16 protein-coding genes and 1 riboswitch are annotated in these 17,802 nt (G+C 43.5%); of the genes, 11 read left to right on the top strand and 5 right to left on the bottom strand.

The genetic code is table 11. The features are described from left to right. Nucleotides 1-3 precede the first annotated feature (3 nt). The gene (locus J9317_RS12650) at nt 4-1,707 is read right to left on the bottom strand and encodes a DEAD/DEAH box helicase (RefSeq protein ID WP_211559121.1); all 1,704 of its coding nucleotides are present in this window, start codon (nt 1,705-1,707) and stop codon (nt 4-6) included. A gap of 299 nt (nt 1,708-2,006) precedes the next feature. Beyond that, nucleotides 2,007-2,106: riboswitch (glycine riboswitch) on the top strand. 152 nt (nt 2,107-2,258) lie between these two features. Between J9317_RS12650 and gcvT the strand changes: the two genes are divergently transcribed. Genes gcvT through gcvPB form a run of 3 tightly spaced genes read left to right on the top strand, consistent with a single transcriptional unit; the run spans nt 2,259 to nt 6,195 of the window. Then, nucleotides 2,259-3,362, top strand: a complete 1,104-nt coding sequence (gene gcvT, locus J9317_RS12645; RefSeq protein WP_249292157.1) for a glycine cleavage system aminomethyltransferase GcvT — start codon at nt 2,259-2,261, stop codon at nt 3,360-3,362. Between the two features lie 18 nt (nt 3,363-3,380). Beyond that, nucleotides 3,381-4,727, top strand: a complete 1,347-nt coding sequence (gene gcvPA / locus J9317_RS12640) for an aminomethyl-transferring glycine dehydrogenase subunit GcvPA (RefSeq protein WP_211562364.1) — start codon at nt 3,381-3,383, stop codon at nt 4,725-4,727. Continuing rightward, nucleotides 4,720-6,195 carry an aminomethyl-transferring glycine dehydrogenase subunit GcvPB gene (gcvPB, locus tag J9317_RS12635; RefSeq protein ID WP_211559118.1) on the top strand — a complete coding sequence of 492 codons (1,476 nt, stop codon included), beginning with the start codon at nt 4,720-4,722 and terminating at the stop codon, nt 6,193-6,195. Before gcvPA ends, gcvPB begins: the two co-directional genes overlap by 8 nt. A 20-nt stretch (nt 6,196-6,215) precedes the next feature. Here gcvPB and J9317_RS12630 read toward each other — a convergent pair whose 3' ends face one another. Beyond that, on the bottom strand, nt 6,216-6,662 hold the full coding sequence (locus tag J9317_RS12630; RefSeq protein ID WP_211559116.1) for a DUF4385 domain-containing protein: 447 nt from the start codon (nt 6,660-6,662) through the stop codon (nt 6,216-6,218). 185 nt (nt 6,663-6,847) lie between these two features. Next, a complete protein-coding gene (locus tag J9317_RS12625) occupies nt 6,848-7,216 on the bottom strand; it encodes a rhodanese-like domain-containing protein (protein ID WP_431190705.1) in 369 nt (122 codons plus the stop codon). A 193-nt stretch (nt 7,217-7,409) separates the two neighbouring features. Between J9317_RS12625 and J9317_RS12620 the strand changes: the two genes are divergently transcribed. The 4 genes from J9317_RS12620 (at nt 7,410) to J9317_RS12605 (ending at nt 13,363) form a co-directional block, all read left to right on the top strand. Further along, a complete protein-coding gene (locus J9317_RS12620; protein ID WP_211559114.1) occupies nt 7,410-8,246 on the top strand; it encodes a lipoate--protein ligase family protein in 837 nt (278 codons plus the stop codon). A gap of 395 nt (nt 8,247-8,641) precedes the next feature. Further along, entirely contained in the window at nt 8,642-11,200 is a 2,559-nt protein-coding gene (locus J9317_RS12615; RefSeq protein ID WP_211559112.1) for a vitamin B12-dependent ribonucleotide reductase, read from the top strand. Between the two features lie 653 nt (nt 11,201-11,853). Next, nucleotides 11,854-12,282, top strand: a complete 429-nt coding sequence (gene mntR / locus J9317_RS12610; RefSeq protein WP_211559110.1) for a transcriptional regulator MntR — start codon at nt 11,854-11,856, stop codon at nt 12,280-12,282. Between the two features lie 199 nt (nt 12,283-12,481). Continuing rightward, nucleotides 12,482-13,363, top strand: coding sequence for a patatin-like phospholipase family protein (locus tag J9317_RS12605; RefSeq protein WP_211559108.1), 882 nt, complete (start codon nt 12,482-12,484; stop codon nt 13,361-13,363). Here the strand turns inward: J9317_RS12605 and J9317_RS12600 are convergent. Together J9317_RS12600 and J9317_RS12595 are read right to left on the bottom strand one after the other, a co-directional pair. After that, the gene (locus J9317_RS12600; RefSeq protein ID WP_211559106.1) at nt 13,360-13,734 is read right to left on the bottom strand and encodes an SA1362 family protein; all 375 of its coding nucleotides are present in this window, start codon (nt 13,732-13,734) and stop codon (nt 13,360-13,362) included. The genes J9317_RS12605 and J9317_RS12600 overlap by 4 nt on opposite strands. A 32-nt stretch (nt 13,735-13,766) precedes the next feature. Continuing rightward, nucleotides 13,767-14,708, bottom strand: coding sequence for a DUF1385 domain-containing protein (locus tag J9317_RS12595; RefSeq protein ID WP_211559105.1), 942 nt, complete (start codon nt 14,706-14,708; stop codon nt 13,767-13,769). Between the two features lie 239 nt (nt 14,709-14,947). On the opposite strand from J9317_RS12595, the gene J9317_RS12590 reads away from it, so the two are divergent. The 4 genes from J9317_RS12590 (at nt 14,948) to efp (ending at nt 17,710) form a co-directional block, all read left to right on the top strand. After that, nucleotides 14,948-15,472 (top strand): YqhR family membrane protein, encoded by a 525-nt coding sequence (locus J9317_RS12590; protein ID WP_211559102.1) that lies wholly within the window; start codon nt 14,948-14,950, stop codon nt 15,470-15,472. A gap of 100 nt (nt 15,473-15,572) precedes the next feature. Next, a complete protein-coding gene (aroQ, locus tag J9317_RS12585) occupies nt 15,573-16,013 on the top strand; it encodes a type II 3-dehydroquinate dehydratase (RefSeq protein ID WP_211559100.1) in 441 nt (146 codons plus the stop codon). Beyond that, complete coding sequence (locus J9317_RS12580) at nt 16,010-17,074, top strand: M24 family metallopeptidase (protein ID WP_211559098.1); 1,065 nt, start codon at nt 16,010-16,012, stop codon at nt 17,072-17,074. Before aroQ ends, J9317_RS12580 begins: the two co-directional genes overlap by 4 nt. Nucleotides 17,075-17,152: 78 nt before the next feature. Further along, on the top strand, nt 17,153-17,710 hold the full coding sequence (gene efp / locus J9317_RS12575) for an elongation factor P (RefSeq protein ID WP_211559096.1): 558 nt from the start codon (nt 17,153-17,155) through the stop codon (nt 17,708-17,710). Nucleotides 17,711-17,802: the final 92 nt, after the last annotated feature.

The following is a 17,802-nucleotide window of genomic DNA, read 5'->3' as shown; positions in this document are numbered from 1 at the left end:
CTCCTAAATAATATCTCCGGCCGCTTTTTTTCCTTCTGTTTCATGCTGTGCAAAATCAAGAATCGAAGTAAGGTTTTCCATTTTGATTTTCATTTCTCCATCAGATGCTGAGTGGAATAAGATATCCTGAAGATGTTCTTCAAAGTTCGTAATTTCCATCCTCGTTAAAATTTCATCAAGCTGCCCAATTACTTTTTCAAACAGATTGATTTTTTCATACAGGAGCTTCAAAATATGCTCTTCTACCGTATTTCTCGTCGACATATTGTAAATGTGAACATCCCGTTCCTGGCCAAGCCTGTGAATCCGGCCGATTCTTTGTTCCAGTCTCATCGGATTCCACGGAAGATCATAATTAATAATCTGATTGCAGAATTGCAGGTTAATACCCTCGCCGCCTGCTTCCGTTGCGATGAGGACCTGGATATTTCCTTTAAATAAATCCTTCATCCAATCCTTTTTGCCGCGCTTAAAACCGCCTCGAAACGGAACGGAGGAAATGCCATGCTGCTTTAAATACCATTGCAAATACATTTGCGTAGCCCGGTATTCAGTGAAGATGATCACTTTGTCATCGATTTTTTTTATCAGCTCCAGTACCTTTTCTGCCTTGCTGTTACGGGTTACGTTATCTACAGCCTCTAAAAGCTGTTGAATGATTGCCTCCGGGATGGGAGAACCATCTTCTTCAGGACGGTCGAGCATTTTTTTCAGCGTCATGTAGACAGACTCCCGGCTGCTGCATGCTTCTCTTTGAAGCGTCATAATCGAAAACGTATTGACTCCGCCGGCAAGAGTTGTCTTAACACGGGATATTTCATCATACAAATGCTGTTCGGTTTCGGAAAATACAATCGGTATTGTTTCTACAATCCGTTTTGGCCAGTCGATTCCTGTGTCGCCGCGCCTGTTGCGGAGCATAACTTTATTAATCAGTTCTCTTAGGTGTTCATGGTATTCCACAGATCGGTTTTTAGCAGAAAACACCTCTGTAAAATAGGCCTCGTTCCCGAGATGGCCTGGCTTTAAGAGGGAAACAAGATTGAAAATCTCCTCAATCCGGTTTTGGATCGGTGTAGCTGTGAGAAGCAGACAATATTTCTTCTTTAAATTCAGGACAAAATCGTAGTTTTTGGTTTTGCTGTTTTTCAGTTTGTGAGCTTCGTCAATAATGACGAGATCATAAAGCTGATTTAATACGATGTCGCGATGCGGGTTCCGTTTGGCTGTATCAATAGAAGAAACGACGACGTCACATTGCTCCCACACATAGCTTTTCTTTTGTTCAACAGCAGGGATATAAAATTTTTGATTTAATTCTCTAGCCCATTGGGAAACTAAAGAAGCGGGTACGAGGATTAGCACCTTTTTCACAAGGCCGCGAATCATATATTCTTTGAGAATCAGTCCTGCTTCAATTGTTTTTCCAAGTCCCACTTCATCAGCCAGGATCGCTTTGCCGTTCATTTTCTCGACGACTGTTCTAGCAACCTCCAGCTGGTGGGGCAAGGGCTGAAAATCGGGTAAATGCTTAGGGGCCTGCAGCCCTTCAAAATCAGGTACAGCTGTATGGTGCTGTATTTCAGAGGATAGCTTAAAGAGTTCCCAGTTTGCCCATGGGCCATCTTTTTCAATAAGTTCAAGTATTTCCTGCTGCCACTCATCATCATAATGGATAGGGACATTAAAACCTGTAAACCTTTTCATTTTAATTCACCGACTCTCTCTAATGTTCACTTTTCAAGGCAAATGAATGATTTTATGTAAATAAATATAAGAATTTCGCTTTAAAAGCGAATGATTTTTGAATTTATACAACTATTATTCAGTAAAAATAGGATTGCTCTCTTTTAAAGATGGTGGTAGGATGATAAGTAGTTAGAAAGTTTACAAAATGCATCATTTTCTGTTAATCATTTGTCTGCTTCTATGTCCATGTCCGTTCAGCGGAGCAGCCATTAAATGCTGACTATTAGTTTAACCATTATTTGGATTAATATGTGCGGATGACGATAAGGGGAGAGACCGCAGCAGACGAAGACCGTGTGCGGCGCCGAAGGAGCAAACATTTGTGAATCTCTCAGGCAAAAAGACTCTTATTTGACGCAGCTCTGGAGAGAGTTTACGTACAGTAAACCGCCAAAGGGGAAAGCCCTGCCGAACAGGGTAAACTTTCAGGTGCCAAGGACAGAGCCTTCTGATTCAATCAGGAGGAGTCTGTCCTTTTTTGTATCATGATATTCCGGGGAGGGAAAGCATTGTCACAGCTAAAAAGAACACCGTTATTTGAACTGTATAAACAGTATGGAGGAAAGACGATCGACTTCGGGGGCTGGGAATTGCCGGTTCAGTTTTCTTCTATTAAAGAAGAACATCAGGCCGTTCGCTCCAAAGCAGGTTTGTTTGATGTTTCCCACATGGGTGAGGTTTCAGTCAGAGGGAAGGGCAGTCTGCCTTTTCTTCAAAAAATGATGACGAATGATGTATCCCTGTTAAAAGCCGGTGGTGCTCAATATACGGCAATGTGCTATGAGGATGGCGGCACGGTTGATGATTTGCTTGTTTATAAAAAGGCGGAAGATGATTACATGATCGTCATCAATGCATCCAATATTGAAAAAGATTTAGAGTGGCTGACGCAGCATGCTGAAGGAGAGTTTGAACTGACGAACCTTTCAGATGAAACCGCACTCCTTGCTTTTCAAGGCCCCCTTGCAGAAGCAATCCTTCAAACACTGACGGAAGAAGACTTAAGCAGCATCAAATTTTTCAAATTTAAAGATGAAGTTTCCATCGCAGGGGCGAAGGCGCTTGTATCAAGAACCGGATACACCGGGGAAGATGGCTTTGAGATCTATTGCGCCGCGGGAGATGCCGAGGTGCTGTGGTCAGCAATCCTGGAAGCCGGAAAAGAGTCCGGTGCGGTACCGTGCGGATTGGGAGCAAGAGATACACTCCGCTTTGAATCGAATCTTCCTCTATACGGGCAGGAGCTTTCAAAGGATATTACCCCAATCGAGGCAGGTATCGGCTTTGCGGTTAAGCCAAATAAAGAGGAAGCTTTTTTCGGCAAGAAAGTTCTGAAAAATCAGAAGGAAAACGGAGCACCAAGGAAAATGGCCGGTCTTGAGATGATTGATAAAGGTATTCCAAGACACGGATACCCGGTTTATAAAGATGGAGAGCTCATTGGGGAAGTGACTACAGGCACTCAATCACCCACTCTTAAGAAGAATATCGGTCTTGCTCTTTTGAAATCTGAACATAGCGGACTTGAAACGGAAGTGCTGGTTGAGATTCGCGGCAAGCAATTAAAAGCAAAGGTTGTTCCAACACCATTTTATAAGCGTCCAAAAGGATAAGGAAGAGGGGATATGGATATGAAGCACCGCTATTTGCCGATGACAGATCAAGATCAAAAAGACATGCTCAGCGCAATCGGCGTCCAAAGCATCGATGAATTGTTTGAGGATATTCCTGAACAGGTTCGTTTTAAAGGTGAATACGATATTAAGCCGGCCAAATCCGAAACAGAGCTTTTAAGAGAGCTAAGCGGACTGGCGGCGAAAAATAAAGATTTGCGCCAAAATGCTTCTTTTCTAGGGGCAGGTGTATATGACCATTACATGCCGATTGTGGTGGACCATGTCATTTCCCGCTCTGAGTTTTATACAGCCTATACCCCATATCAGCCGGAAATTTCTCAAGGGGAGCTCCAGGCAATCTTCGAATTTCAAACGATGATCTGCGAATTGACCGGCATGGATGTTGCCAATTCATCTATGTATGATGGCGGAACGGCTCTTGCAGAAGCAGCTATGCTTGCAGCAGGACACACAAAGAAAAAGAAAATCCTGGTATCAGAAGCTGTTAATCCAGAATCCAAGGATGTTTTGCGTACTTATGCAAAAGGACAATATATCGAAGTGATTGAAATTCCTGCAGCAGCCGGAGTGACCGATCTTGCTTTGCTGGAAAAGGAAATGGGTGAGGATGTGGCAGCAGTCATCGTCCAATATCCGAACTTTTATGGGCAAATTGAACCGCTGAAAGATATTGAACCGATTGCCCATCAAGGAAAAAGCATGATGATAGTCTCTTCTAACCCTCTTGCACTTGGCATCCTTACCCCGCCGGGATCTTTAGGTGCAGATATCGTAGTAGGAGATGCTCAAGTGTTTGGGATCCCGACTGCTTTTGGCGGTCCTCATTGCGGGTATTTTGCCGTTACGAGTAAACTTATGAGAAAAGTTCCTGGCAGGCTCGTTGGGCAGACAGTGGATGAAGACGGCCGCCGGGGGTTTGTATTAACGCTGCAGGCAAGGGAACAGCATATCCGACGTGATAAGGCAACCTCCAATATTTGCTCCAATCAGGCACTGAATGCTCTTGCAGCATCTGTAGCCATGACGGCCCTGGGTAAAAAAGGGGTGAGAGAAATGGCTGTGCAAAATCTTCAAAAAGCGAATTACGCAAGAAATCGTTTTAAAGAAGCCGGAATGGATATCGCATTTAATGGGCCGATTTTTAATGAGTTTGCGGTTAAGCTGAATCAGCCTGTGAAGGAAGCAAATGCTAAGCTTATTGAGTCTGGAATTATCGGAGGCTATGATTTAGGCCTAACCAGCCCCGCTTTGGAGAATCATATGCTTGTTGCTGTGACTGAATTAAGAACAAAGGAAGAAATAGATCAGCTCGTTAAGGAATTGGGGGATCGCGATGAATAATCAGGATCAAGCACTTATTTTTGAACTTACGAAGCCTGGAAGAACCGGCTATAGCCTGCCCGAAATGGACATTCCTGAGATGGAGCTCGATGAACTGATTCCGGAGGGCTACTTAAGGGAAGCGGAGCCTGAGCTGCCAGAGGTATCAGAGCTTGATATTATGCGTCATTATACCGCCCTGTCCAAGCGCAACCACGGAGTGGATTCCGGTTTTTATCCGCTCGGTTCATGCACAATGAAATACAATCCGAAAATCAATGAGAACGTAGCAAGGATTGCAGGACTTGCTCATATTCATCCTTTACAGGAAGAAGAGACTGTTCAAGGGGCAATGGAGCTGCTGTATGATTTACAGGAGCATTTAAGAGAAATAACCGGGATGGACGAAGTGACGCTTCAGCCGGCAGCGGGAGCTCATGGCGAATGGACAGGACTGATGATGATCCGCGCATTCCATGAAGCAAATGGAGATTTGGAACGGACAAAAGTGGTTGTTCCGGATTCAGCGCATGGTACGAATCCTGCATCGGCCACTGTCGCCGGATTCGAGACGGTAACTGTGAAATCAGATGAAACTGGCCTGGTGGACCTCGAGGATTTAAGAAGAGTAGTTGGACGCGACACAGCAGCGCTAATGCTGACAAATCCGAATACGCTTGGTTTGTTTGAGGAAAACATTTTGGAAATGGCTGAAATTGTTCATGAAGCCGGAGGCAAGCTTTATTACGACGGAGCGAACCTGAATGCCGTTCTAAGTAAAGCGAGACCAGGAGATATGGGCTTTGATGTCGTACATTTAAATCTTCATAAAACCTTTACGGGTCCACATGGCGGCGGCGGTCCGGGATCAGGTCCTGTTGGCGTGAAGAAAGACTTAATCCGCTTCCTTCCAAAACCGGTGCTGGTAAAAGAAAATGGAGCGTTCCATTTTGATTATGATCGTCCGGACTCAATTGGAAGAGTGAAGCCGTTTTATGGAAACTTCGGCATCAATGTTCGTGCCTATACGTATATCCGAACAATGGGGCCGGATGGGCTGAAGGCTGTAACTGAATATGCTGTGCTGAACGCGAATTACATGATGAGGAGACTCGCGCCGCATTTTGACCTGCCGTTTGATAAACATTGCAAGCATGAGTTTGTTCTCTCCGGGAAGCGCCAGAAGAAGCTTGGGGTCCGCACGCTGGATATTGCCAAGCGCCTTCTTGACTTTGGCTACCATCCGCCAACCATTTACTTCCCGCTTAACGTGGAGGAGTGCATCATGATTGAGCCTACCGAAACAGAATCGAAGGAAACGCTTGATGCGTTTATCGATGCCATGATTCAAATCGCTAAAGAGGCGGAAGAGAATCCGGAAATCGTACAGGAGGCTCCTCATACAACCGTTGTTAAACGACTTGATGAAACGCTTGCTGCCAGAAAACCGGTTCTGAAGTTTGAGAAAAAAGAACCTGTAACGAATTAATCAAAAAGAGCATCTGGAGATTAGCCATAATTCTCCTGATGCTCTTTTTTTAGTTTCAAATACTCTTCATCCGCTCTGACAAGCTTCCACTTTTTTTCGAAGATTGCTGCAGATTCCGCCTTTTGGTCATCTATTTTCCGTTCATTTACTTCGCCATCCTTTTTGTATTTCCGGCCGCCTTTATAATTGGCGTACCTTCTTGAGCGGGTATAGCCCATCTGTAAAAATTTCCGCGCCATATCCATTCCGGGGAAATCATTTTTCTCTTTATAGCCAAGGTAAAGCTCATAGATTTTTTCAGAAGATTCCTTGGCAATATCCGGTGTTTTAAAACGCCAGTGGGGAAGTATTTCACTTTTATATGGTTCCACCATCAAGACCCCTTGTTCGCCTCGGCCAACCCGGTATTTCTCTGGCTCTTTTCTGAAATCTGTATGTTCGAAATCCATCTCGTAATCAAATGACATAGCGGCAACCTCCTTTTGGGTAGTTTACCCTCCAAAGGAAGTCTGTCAAACGGAGGGACGCTCTATCTAAAGGCTGATGATTTTTGGGAGGAGTATCAGCCATACCCTATACTTTTTTCAAGCAGCAAAGTTTGCTAATCTTCTCAAATAAAAAACCGCCCGCAGCCAAGTGCGGACGGAATTCATTATTTCTTTTTCACTTTACCGGTCCAGGAACGGAAGCCGCCTTTTAGCATGTATAGATCATTGTAGCCCTTCTTCTTAAGCTGCTGGGCTGCACGGCCGCTTCGTGTCGTGTTTTGGCAATACAGATAAACCGGCTGATCCTTGCGGATTTCTTTGTACCGGTGGCGCATTTGAGAAAGGGGTATATTGCGTGCGCCCCAGATATGGCCTCCATCAAACTCGTTCGGTTCTCTTATATCAATAAGCTGGGCCTTGCGGTATCCAGCCCTGAATTCTTCTTCAGTAAGTGATTTAAGAATTTTCCGCTGATAAAAAAAGGTGTAAAGACTGTAGGCAACGATCCCTGCAATAAGCACAATTAAAATAATCCATTCCAATGAAACTCGACTCCTTCTGTGTAAATGAAAAAAATCCTCGTTTAAACGATACCTTTAATTATATAAGACGGGCTCTTAAATGTCACTGAAATAAGGTCAGATTTGTTTTCAACTCCGTCTGGATTTGATAGACTGAGAAAGTATCTTTTGAGGCAATGATTAAATGGCTAAAAGAGGGAAGCATATGAAAAAAGAAAAATGGCGATTTATTGATTCAGGAAGCTGCTCGCCTTCCTTTAACATGGCACTAGATGAAGCATTGCTCGACTGGCATAGCGAAGGAAAGATACCTCCGGTTATCCGCTTCTACGGCTGGAATCCTGCAACCTTGTCCATCGGCTATTTTCAAAAGGCGGAAAAAGAGATTGATTTTGATGCCGTCAAACGGCACGGTCTGGGGTTTGTCAGAAGGCCGACAGGCGGCAGGGGCGTACTTCATGACCAAGAGCTTACATATAGTGTCATTGTAACAGAAGAGCACCCAGAGATGCCCCGAACGGTTACAGAAGCCTACCGCGTTATTTCAGAAGGGATCTTAGAAGGCTTTCGGAATCTCGGACTTGAGGCGTACTTTGCGATTCCAAGAACAGATGAGGAAAAAGAAGGCCTTAAAAATCCGCGATCTTCTGTTTGCTTTGATGCACCATCCTGGTACGAGCTGGTGGTGGAAGGGCGCAAAGTCGCAGGAAGTGCACAAACCCGCCAGAAGGGTGTTATCCTGCAGCACGGCTCGATTCTGCTTGATTTGGATGAGGATAAATTATTTGATTTATTCATTTACCCAAGTGAGCGGGTAAAAGAACGGATGCGCAGAAATTTCAGCAGCAAGGCCGTTGCCGCAAATGCTTTACGGGAAACACCTGTCACGATGGAAGAGGCGCGCCGTGCTTTTAAAAAGGGCTTTGAATCAGGATTGAATATTGAGCTTGAAGCTTATGAACTTTCGCAGGATGAACTAATTTATGTAGAGAATCTCGCAAAAAGCAAATACGAGAGCAGTGAATGGAATTTTAAAAGGTAGCAAGCATTAAGCGGCATTTTTGCCGCTTTTTCATTTTGCCAGAAATTACTCGATGACTGGATGGAACGTTTGTTCTATAATAAGTGAAAAGCTGAAATTATTTTTAGGTGCAATAAGAAAATAATTCAATTATTTCCTTTATTTATCAGAAGTTGATTTGTACGAAATTATTGCAAATCACAAATTGGTCTAATTTAAATAGAAGAGTTGGAACAATCTCTTATTTTCTTTGTTTTCCTCTTGTTTTTATTAAGTTTTCGATTTGACAAATAGGGGAAAAAACAGGCTATAATCAATATCTAGTATTGTTCTTAATAATGAATGCACTATATGTTGATTGTAGTGCCTAGTGTATGATATTTTTACTTAGTACTATTGAAAGAGGAGTTGTTAACATGCCCGTTTCATTAGAGGAGAAGATGAAGATGGATGTAGACAAGCTGAATAAGGATATTTCCTTGTTCCCGCAGGTGCATCCGGTGACAGATGATATGCACCTTACACATAAAGGGGTTTCCCGTCTTGTCATGCTGGACAGATATACGTTTAAGGATACGGAAAAAGTAACGTTATCCAAAGGTGATTTCGTTGTTTTGACCATTAAAGAGGATCCTAAGTTTCCGGCCAGGGGGCTGGGTTACATAACGGATCTTGATTGGACGTCCAAAACGGCTACTGTTTTAGTTGATGATGAATACCGTCATTCCCTGGACAAGCCGGAGGAAATCGAAAGCGGATTAATCATTAGATCCTTAGATGTCATTGAAAAGCCTCTAGAAGTGTTTTATGAACAAATCGCGAAACGAAATGCGACAGGCCTTGCTTCTGTGGAAGAAACCGAGGAAAAACGCGAGGAGTGGTTTGAAAAGTTCTATCAGGAGCTTGTCAGCATGAATTTTGTGCCTGCAGGCCGTGTGCTTTATGGAGCAGGAGCGGGAACAGACGTTACGTACTTTAACTGCTATGTTATGCCATTTGTCCAGGATTCCCGTGAAGGTATTTCAGAGCACCGTAAACAGGTCATGGAAATCATGAGCCGCGGCGGCGGAGTCGGAACAAACGGATCGACCCTGCGCCCGCGCAACACGCTAGCACGCGGAGTAAATGGTAAATCATCCGGTTCGGTTTCATGGCTTGATGATATTGCAAAGCTAACGCATCTTGTGGAGCAGGGCGGGTCAAGACGCGGTGCACAAATGATTATGCTCGCGGACTGGCACCCTGATATTGTGGAATTCATCATTTCCAAAATGCAAAATCCGCGTATTCTCCGTTATCTAATCGAAAATACGAAGGATGAATCTATCAAAAGAGCAGCGCAGGAAAAACTGAAGTTCACTCCATTCACACAAGCGGAGCAGGATATGTATCAGGGCATTGTGAATTACAAAGCAATTCCCGGAAACGGCGGTTTTTCTGACAAAGTGATGAAAGACGCAGAAACAAAGCTTAAAACGGGCGGAACGTACAGCGTACACAACTCTGAATTCCTAACTGGAGCAAATATCTCCATTTGCCTGACGAATGATTTTATGAAAGCTGTAGAATTGGATTTGGATTATGACTTGAGATTCCCTGATGTGGAGAGCTACAGCAAGGAAGAAATGAAAGCTTACAATGAAGAGTGGCATAAATCAGGGGACGTTCGCGAGTGGGAAGCGAAGGGCTACAAAGTCCGTACCTACCGTAAAATCAAGGCAAAAGAGCTTTGGAACCTGGTTAACATTTGTGCAACGTACTCTGCAGAGCCTGGGATCTTCTTTATTGATAATGCGAACGATATGACGAATGCGAAGGCTTACGGCCAGAAGGTTGTTGCGACGAACCCATGCGGTGAACAGCCTCTCGCACCGTTCTCAGTCTGCAACCTGGCAGCTGTGAATTTGGCAGAAATGGCAGACAAAACTGCTAAAACGGTAAACTTTGAAAAGCTTCGCCAAACGGTTGAAACAGGTGTCCGCATGCAGGATAACGTTATCGATGCAACACCATATTTCCTTGAAGAGAATAAAAAACAGGCACTGGGTGAACGCCGTGTTGGACTTGGTGTAATGGGTCTGCATGACCTGCTGATCTACTGTGAAACGGAATACGGAACAGAAGAGGGAAATGCCCTTGTTGACAAAGTGTTTGAAACGATTGCAACCACAGCTTACCGTGCTTCTGTAGAGCTTGCCAAAGAAAAAGGCAGCTTCCCGTTCCTGACAGGTTCAAGAGAAGCAGAAACAATGGAGCTGCGCGAAAAATTCACGGAAACAGGCTATATGAAAAAAATGCCTGAGGATATCCGCGAAGATATTGAAAAGTACGGAATCCGCAACTCTCACTTGCTGACGGTTGCCCCGACAGGTTCAACAGGAACGATGGTCGGTGTTTCAACCGGTCTTGAACCTTATTTCTCCTTCTCATACTTCAGAAGCGGAAGACTCGGTAAATTTATAGAAGTGAAAGCGGATATTGTTCAGGAGTATTTAGACCGCAATCCTGATGCAGATCCTAATAATCTTCCTCACTGGTTTATTTCAGCGATGGAACTGTCCCCGGAAGCCCACGCTGATGCACAGTGTGTAATTCAGCGCTGGATTGACAGCTCGATCTCTAAAACAGTAAATGCCCCTAAAGGCTATTCAGTTGAACAGGTTGAGGGAGTGTATGAGCGTCTGTATAAAGGCGGAGCAAAGGGCGGCACGGTTTATGTAGATGGAAGCCGTGACTCTCAGGTTCTGACTTTAAAGGCTGAAGAGAATTCGTTTGATGACGAAACGGGAGAAGCACCAAAAGAAAAGGGCAAGGTGGTTCTTGTTGATACAATCAACGCCCTGCGTTCAACAGATGTAACCATTGGGAACGAAGTAGGCAATACTTGTCCTGTATGCCGCGAAGGTACAGTTGAAGATTTGGGCGGCTGCAACACATGTACAAGCTGCGGGGCCCAATTAAAATGCGGATTATAATAAAAAATATGCTGGATAACTAATCCAGCGTCAGGCTGCCAGGGATTCTGAATCCTGGCAGCCTGTTTATTTTGGACTGTGTAATAGTTCAATGATGTTATGAGGACATATTTGACTTGATTATGCGCAATAGATTTGCAATGTTTATAAATGAGGTTCTTACGTTTTTTCGGTGAATTTGATTAAACCTAAATCAACATTCTGATCGAATTAGAAAAGCTGATCAGGGCCTGGATTGTTCATTTTATCCACCGCCTTTAGACTATAATTATCGCTATACCCGAAAAGCAGTTATTCATTCAATCACCATGTTTGAGTAAGAACCAGGAATGATGTTTTTTTAAAACACCTGTTGATTGGAGTGGAAGACGTGAGACTCTTGCGGGAGCAGCGGAACAGGTGAGACCCCGCATGCGCCAAGCGCATAGGAGGCTCACCCCCCGCCCAAGGATAAGCGAACGCCTGCTAGCTGCAATCAACAGCCAAGTTTAACAGAGCTTTATAAATAAATAACAAAGTATGCATCTCATGCATATACCTGCCAAAAGCCTTATATGACGGGAACTTTCCTTGTCACGGCAACTAAAAAAGTGTACACTTGATATGATTTATTTTAGAAGTATGATCGGTAAGCAATGGAGGGACTTTTAATTATGCCAACGCCCAGTATGGAAGATTACATAGAACAAATTTACAACCTTATAGAAGAAAAAGGATATGCCAGAGTGTCCGATATCGCAGAAGCACTAGGCGTTCATCCCTCCTCTGTTACAAAAATGGTGCAGAAGCTGGATAAAGATGAATATTTAGTTTATGAGAAGTATAGAGGCTTAATTCTTACACCAAAAGGGAAGAAAATTGGCAAACGTCTCGTTTACCGGCATGAACTTCTTGAACAATTTATGAGAATCATTGGTGTTGATGAAGATATTATATACGATGATGTAGAAGGTATTGAACACCATTTAAGCTGGAATGCCATCGATCGAATTGGTGATCTTGTCCAATATTTTGAGGAAGATCCGAAACGCTCCAAAGATCTTAAAACCGTGCAGAAACGGAGTGAACAGGATCCCTCTTAGATCACAAAAGCAGCAGATGAGCGCCCTGGATTTGTTTCCTGGGACGCATCGGCTTCTGTGTACTCTGTCCTGCGTTTCTAAAACCTCAATGAACACTTCCCTAAAAATCTTCGTGATTCACCCCAAGCCGGGTGCCTAAGTTCTAAAAAACCAGCACATTGAAATAGGATTAACAGACAGCATACAGAGGGGGAATCCTGTGTATATTGACGGTGTTTTTTCAGGCGGAGGAATAAAGGGGCTGGCGATGGCGGGAGCCTGCCAGGCTATAGAGAAAAAGGGCCTGCGATTTGCCCGTATAGCAGGAACGAGCGCAGGATCGATTATTGCTGCCTTTATTGCGGCAGGGTATACAAGTGATGAAATTATCGACTTGCTGGAAGAAGTGAATTTAAAGGATTTTATGGATGAACGGATCTCTTTTTTTCCGCTCCGTTTTTTAAAGTGGATTTCGATTTATTGGAGGCTCGGGTTATACAAGGGACAAAAATTGGAGAATTGGATTGCTGAAAAACTAAGAGTCAAGGGAATCTCGACTTTTGGGGATTTGCCGGCAGGCTCGTTGAAAGTGGTCGCATCTGACCTGACAAACGGAAAGATTGTCGTATTGCCCGATGATCTGCCTTCATACGGCCTTGTTCCTGAAAACTTTTCGGTAGCGAGGGCGGTAAGAATGAGCAGCAGTCTGCCTTATTTTTTCGAGCCGGTAAAGCTGACATCCCGCTTGGGAAACTGCATGATTGTCGATGGAGGAGTACTCAGCAATTTTCCCATCTGGCTTTTCACTGCGGAACTTTTTCCGAAACGGCCGGTACTGGGAATCCGGTTAACGCCAAATGAACAGGAAAGGCCCAAAAATAAAATTACGAATGCAATTGAATTGTACGGAGCTTTATTTGAAACGATGAAGGACGCCCATGACGCCCGCCATATATCAAGCAAGCATGAACGGAATATTGTGTTTTTACCGGTGGATCATATTTTGACAACAGAATTTAATTTAACAGAAGAAAAAAAGCTAGCTCTAATTGAGCTAGGCAGAAGTGAAACGGAGAAGTTTCTCCAAACATGGGCCTTTTAGAAAAGGGCCCTATTTTTCTTTTTTCCTTTTTTTCCTTCAATGACTGTCAAGTGACTGGAACTTTTCTTCTTGAATGGTTTTCTTTTCGCATATTTTTTAATGGGTGTGACCGTTTTGGAAGGGGAGCCGGAATGAGTTGTTTCGTTTGCGGTTCGTTTCGACTGCTTCACCGCTTTCGAGTATGATGAGTAATCAGACCCCATTCTCTTTTTCATAAAATAACGGAACACAAAATAGATAATGGCAATGGTAATGACCAAGATTGCTGCCTGCCGCAGAAGAGCAGCGGGGTTTGTGATCATGGTTGTGATCAAATAAAAACCTGCAAGACCTGCAATAGCCAGAAAAAACCAGTTCGATCCGCGTTTCATGATTCCACCTCCCATATAATTAGAAAAGATCGTTAAACAATTTGCTCTTTTGACATTTTGGTTTCTTTTTCCATTCTCATAAGTTCTTCAAAGCTTTCAATCGCTACTTCTACCTGTTTGCTATCAGGTTCTTTGGTCGTTAACAGCTGAAGCCATAATCCAGGCAGACCGAGAGCTTTTAAGACCGGAACATTGCGAAGGGAATTTGTAAGCTGCAAAACTTCAAATGAAATACCAAGCACGACTGGTATTAAAGCCACCCGGTTTACAACACGTACCCATAAAGGGTCGGTTGGTACGAGCATATAAACAAAAACCCCTACGATAACTGTAAATAAAATGAAACTGCTTCCGCAGCGGTAATGGAGCCTTGATTGCTTTTGAACATTTTCCACGGTCAAAGGCATATCGTTTTCGTAGCAGTTGATAACTTTATGTTCTGCCCCGTGATATTGGAATACCCGTTTAATGAGAGGGGTTAACGATATAAAATAAATGTAGGCAAGCAGGAGAATAAGCTTGAAAGCCCCCTCAACCATGATTTGCGAAAAATCACTTCTAAAGATAAAACGAGTGGACTCAGCCAAAAAAACCGGAATTAAGGTAAAGATAAACTTCCCAAACAAAAATGACAGAATACCTGCAGCAGCTACGCCGAGGATCATGGTAAGCTTCGATTCTTTTCTCTCGGAGGCCACTTTCCTGTCATCCGCGGGGTCTACATCAAATCGGTCGGTGGAGAAATTCAGATGCTTTGTACCATTTGCACTTGCTTCCAATATAGCAATAATGCCTCTTAAAAAAGGAATTTTCTTCAGTTTTGCAAGAACTGGATTTCCTTTCCTCGGCAAATGAAAAAACTCAATCGAATCATCTTTTCTCCGAACCGCCGTTACGTAGTGATGTTTTCCGCCGAACATAACTCCTTCAACCACTGCCTGCCCGCCATATGCGGGCTTTTTCTCTGTAGACATGAAACACCAACCTATCTCAACATGGTCACTTCTGCTAAGGATATCTGTCAAAAGTGTTATTATTCTATTTTACCTAAAAATCAGGTAAACCTCTAGGCTGATGTTTCATTGTTTTGACATTTATTTGCCGTTTCAGCATGTAGGAATAGTATACCCATCCATTATTTTCTTACACATCAGCGGAACACTGACATTGACAGGGAAAAGTGGGGCATACTGACCAATGAGGTGAAGGGAAAATGAACAATCAAAATTCAGGAACGGAAAAAAAGGGGCCGACAGCCGCTTCAATTCTTGGAAGGGTTGCTGCATGCGGTTTTGCAGGAGGCCTGATCTGGTCTGTAATGGCATTTATTGCTTCTTACTTCAAGCTTTCAGAAGTGAGTCCAAATATGATTCTGCAGCCGGTATCGGCAGGTGCATGGAAGGATGGAACGGCTGGTAATATTGTTAGTATATGCTTGATCAGCGTTATTTCAATCGGAGTTGCCTTTGTTTATTACGCTATTTTAAGAAAAATTCACTCAATATGGGCAGGAATTGGATTTGGGATCGCTTTATGGGCATTCGTCTTTTTATTAATCACTCCGCTATTTCCGGTTCTAAAGCCAATTACAGATTTGAACTCCAATACGGTTGTTACTACTTTATGTGTTTATATCCTATATGGAACGTTCGTTGGGTATTCCATATCTTATGACTATAGTGAAGTAATGAAAGAGACGAAATCCAAACCTTCTAAATCATTAGAGGAAAATAGCTGACTATGGTAAAATAAACAAGCATTCATAGCAGTTTTTGCTGAAAGAGGCTTGGTCGATTCCGAGCTTTATATTTCAGTTTTTAAGGACGGGAGAGAGAGAAATGCAGCGGTATTTAATTCTTAACGGCCCCAATTTAAACAGACTCGGGAAACGCGAACCGGCTGTATACGGCAGCAAGACCTTAACGGATCTTGAAAGAGAGCTTCTTCAATTCGGGGAAGACGCAGGAATCGAGGTTACGTGCTTTCAGTCCAACCATGAAGGGGATCTAATTGATGCCATTCATGAAGCGGATGAACAGTACAATGGAATCGTTCTGAATCCGGGGGCCTTCACCCATTACAGCTATGCAATTCGGGATGCAGTTGCAGGAGTATCGGTCCCGGTCATGGAAGTACATATATCAAATGTTTATGCCAGAGAAGAATTCCGGCACCATTCGGTGATTGCTCCGGCAGCAATTGGCCAGATTGCCGGACTTGGGTTCTATGGATATAGACTGGCGCTTCAAGCGCTAATGAACCAAACAGGGGGGAAATGAACATGCTCGAAAAATTGAGAAATTCATTTAAAAGTTCAGAAATTGATGGGATGCTTATTACAAGTGAGTACAACCGCCGTTATATGACAGGCTTCACTGGATCTGCCGGTCTTGCAATTATTTCTGAATCAAAGGCAGTATTCATTACGGATTTCCGTTATGTTGAACAAGCTGGGAAGCAGGCACAAGGCTACGAGATTATTCAGCATACAGGCTCTATCATCGAGGAAGCAGCTGAACAAGCTAAGAAGATGGGCATTACGAAACTTGGCTTCGAGCAGGACCATATTACATTTGCTGCTTATCAGCAGTACCAAAAAGCAATGAATGGAATCACGCTTGCTCCGGTTTCAGGTGCCGTGGAAAAGTTACGCTTGATTAAGTCTCCGGCAGAGATTAAGATATTAAAGGAAGCGGCCGAGATTGCCGATGCCGCCTATTCTCACATCCTGCATTTCGTTCGTCCAGGCCTAAAAGAAATTGATGTTTCCAACGAATTGGAATTCTTCATGCGGAAAAACGGAGCAGCTTCTTCTTCATTTGATATTATTGTTGCATCCGGTTTTCGCTCTGCTCTCCCACACGGAACAGCAAGCGAAAAAGAGATTGAAACAGGCGATTTTGTAACGCTTGATTTCGGCGCTTATTATAAAGGATACTGCTCGGATATTACGAGAACGTTTGCAGTCGGCGAGCCTTCTGATAAACTGAAGGAGATTTATTCGGTTGTGCTGGAAGCTCAGCTTAGAGGCATGAACGGAATTAAAGCAGGAATAACTGGCAAGGAAGCAGATGCCTTAACCCGTGATTACATTGCAGAAAAAGGATATGGAGAGTATTTCGGTCATTCAACAGGCCACGGGCTTGGCATGGAAGTGCATGAAGGACCGGCATTATCCTCACGCTCCGAGACTGTGTTGGAATCCGGAATGGTTGTAACAGTAGAACCTGGTATTTATATCGCAGGACTTGGCGGAGTAAGAATTGAAGATGACACGGTTGTCACGGAAAACGGCAACGAGGCATTAACGTCATCACCAAAAGAATTGATTATACTGTAAAAAAAGGCGCATTCGCTTTTTTACATAAGCCTCTAGTATAAAATACCGGGGCAAAAGATTTCTAGGAGGAACACATTCATGATTTCAGTAAATGATTTTCGTACAGGTTTAACAATAGAGGTGGACAATGGAATTTGGCGCGTAATTGATTTCCAGCACGTTAAGCCGGGTAAAGGAGCAGCATTCGTCCGTTCAAAGCTTCGCAACCTTCGTACAGGTGCGATTCAGGAAAAAACGTTCCGCGCTGGTGAAAAAGTAGCGAAAGCTCAGATTGAGACGCGCAGAATGCAATATTTGTATGCAAGCGATGATATGCATGTGTTTATGGATAACGAATCCTACGAGCAAATCGAGCTGCCAGCAAATGCTATTGAATATGAACTGAAGTTCCTGAAAGAAAATATGGAAGTGCAAATTATGATGTTCCAGGCTGAAACTCTTGGAGTAGAACTTCCAAACACGGTTGAATTGAAAGTAACAGAAACAGAGCCGGGAATCAAAGGTGATACGGCTTCAGGCGGAACAAAACCAGCTACACTTGAAACTGGACTTACAGTTAACGTTCCTTTCTTCATTAATGAAGGGGATGTACTTATCATTAACACAACAGAATCTTCTTACGTTTCCAGAGCGTAATAGGAAACCCGCCTACGGCGGGTTTTAACTTTTAGAATAAAGGCATTCGGAAGTCTATCCGGATGCTTTTTGTCATTCGTAGGGATTTTTAA

Origin of the sequence: Metabacillus flavus, from assembly GCF_018283675.1 — a bacterium.
Taxonomy (GTDB): Bacteria; Bacillota; Bacilli; order Bacillales; family Bacillaceae; genus Metabacillus_B; species Metabacillus_B flavus.
Note: the sequence above shows the minus strand (reverse complement) of the source record. Positions and strands in the feature narration are given on the sequence as shown.

Excerpts from the sequence above, each read along its gene's own strand:
- J9317_RS12650 (WP_211559121.1), bottom strand. The coding sequence starts at position 1,707 with ATGAAAAGGTTTACAGGTTTTAATGTCCCTATCCATTATGATGATGAG.
- gcvPA (WP_211562364.1), top strand. The coding sequence starts at position 3,381 with ATGAAGCACCGCTATTTGCCGATGACAGATCAAGATCAAAAAGACATG.
- gcvPB (WP_211559118.1), top strand. The coding sequence starts at position 4,720 with ATGAATAATCAGGATCAAGCACTTATTTTTGAACTTACGAAGCCTGGA.
- J9317_RS12630 (WP_211559116.1), bottom strand. The coding sequence starts at position 6,662 with ATGTCATTTGATTACGAGATGGATTTCGAACATACAGATTTCAGAAAA.
- J9317_RS12620 (WP_211559114.1), top strand. The coding sequence starts at position 7,410 with ATGAAAAAAGAAAAATGGCGATTTATTGATTCAGGAAGCTGCTCGCCT.
- J9317_RS12615 (WP_211559112.1), top strand. The coding sequence starts at position 8,642 with ATGCCCGTTTCATTAGAGGAGAAGATGAAGATGGATGTAGACAAGCTG.
- mntR (WP_211559110.1), top strand. The coding sequence starts at position 11,854 with ATGCCAACGCCCAGTATGGAAGATTACATAGAACAAATTTACAACCTT.
- J9317_RS12600 (WP_211559106.1), bottom strand. The coding sequence starts at position 13,734 with ATGAAACGCGGATCGAACTGGTTTTTTCTGGCTATTGCAGGTCTTGCA.
- J9317_RS12595 (WP_211559105.1), bottom strand. The coding sequence starts at position 14,708 with ATGTCTACAGAGAAAAAGCCCGCATATGGCGGGCAGGCAGTGGTTGAA.
- J9317_RS12590 (WP_211559102.1), top strand. The coding sequence starts at position 14,948 with ATGAACAATCAAAATTCAGGAACGGAAAAAAAGGGGCCGACAGCCGCT.
- aroQ (WP_211559100.1), top strand. The coding sequence starts at position 15,573 with ATGCAGCGGTATTTAATTCTTAACGGCCCCAATTTAAACAGACTCGGG.
- J9317_RS12580 (WP_211559098.1), top strand. The coding sequence starts at position 16,010 with ATGAACATGCTCGAAAAATTGAGAAATTCATTTAAAAGTTCAGAAATT.
- efp (WP_211559096.1), top strand. The coding sequence starts at position 17,153 with ATGATTTCAGTAAATGATTTTCGTACAGGTTTAACAATAGAGGTGGAC.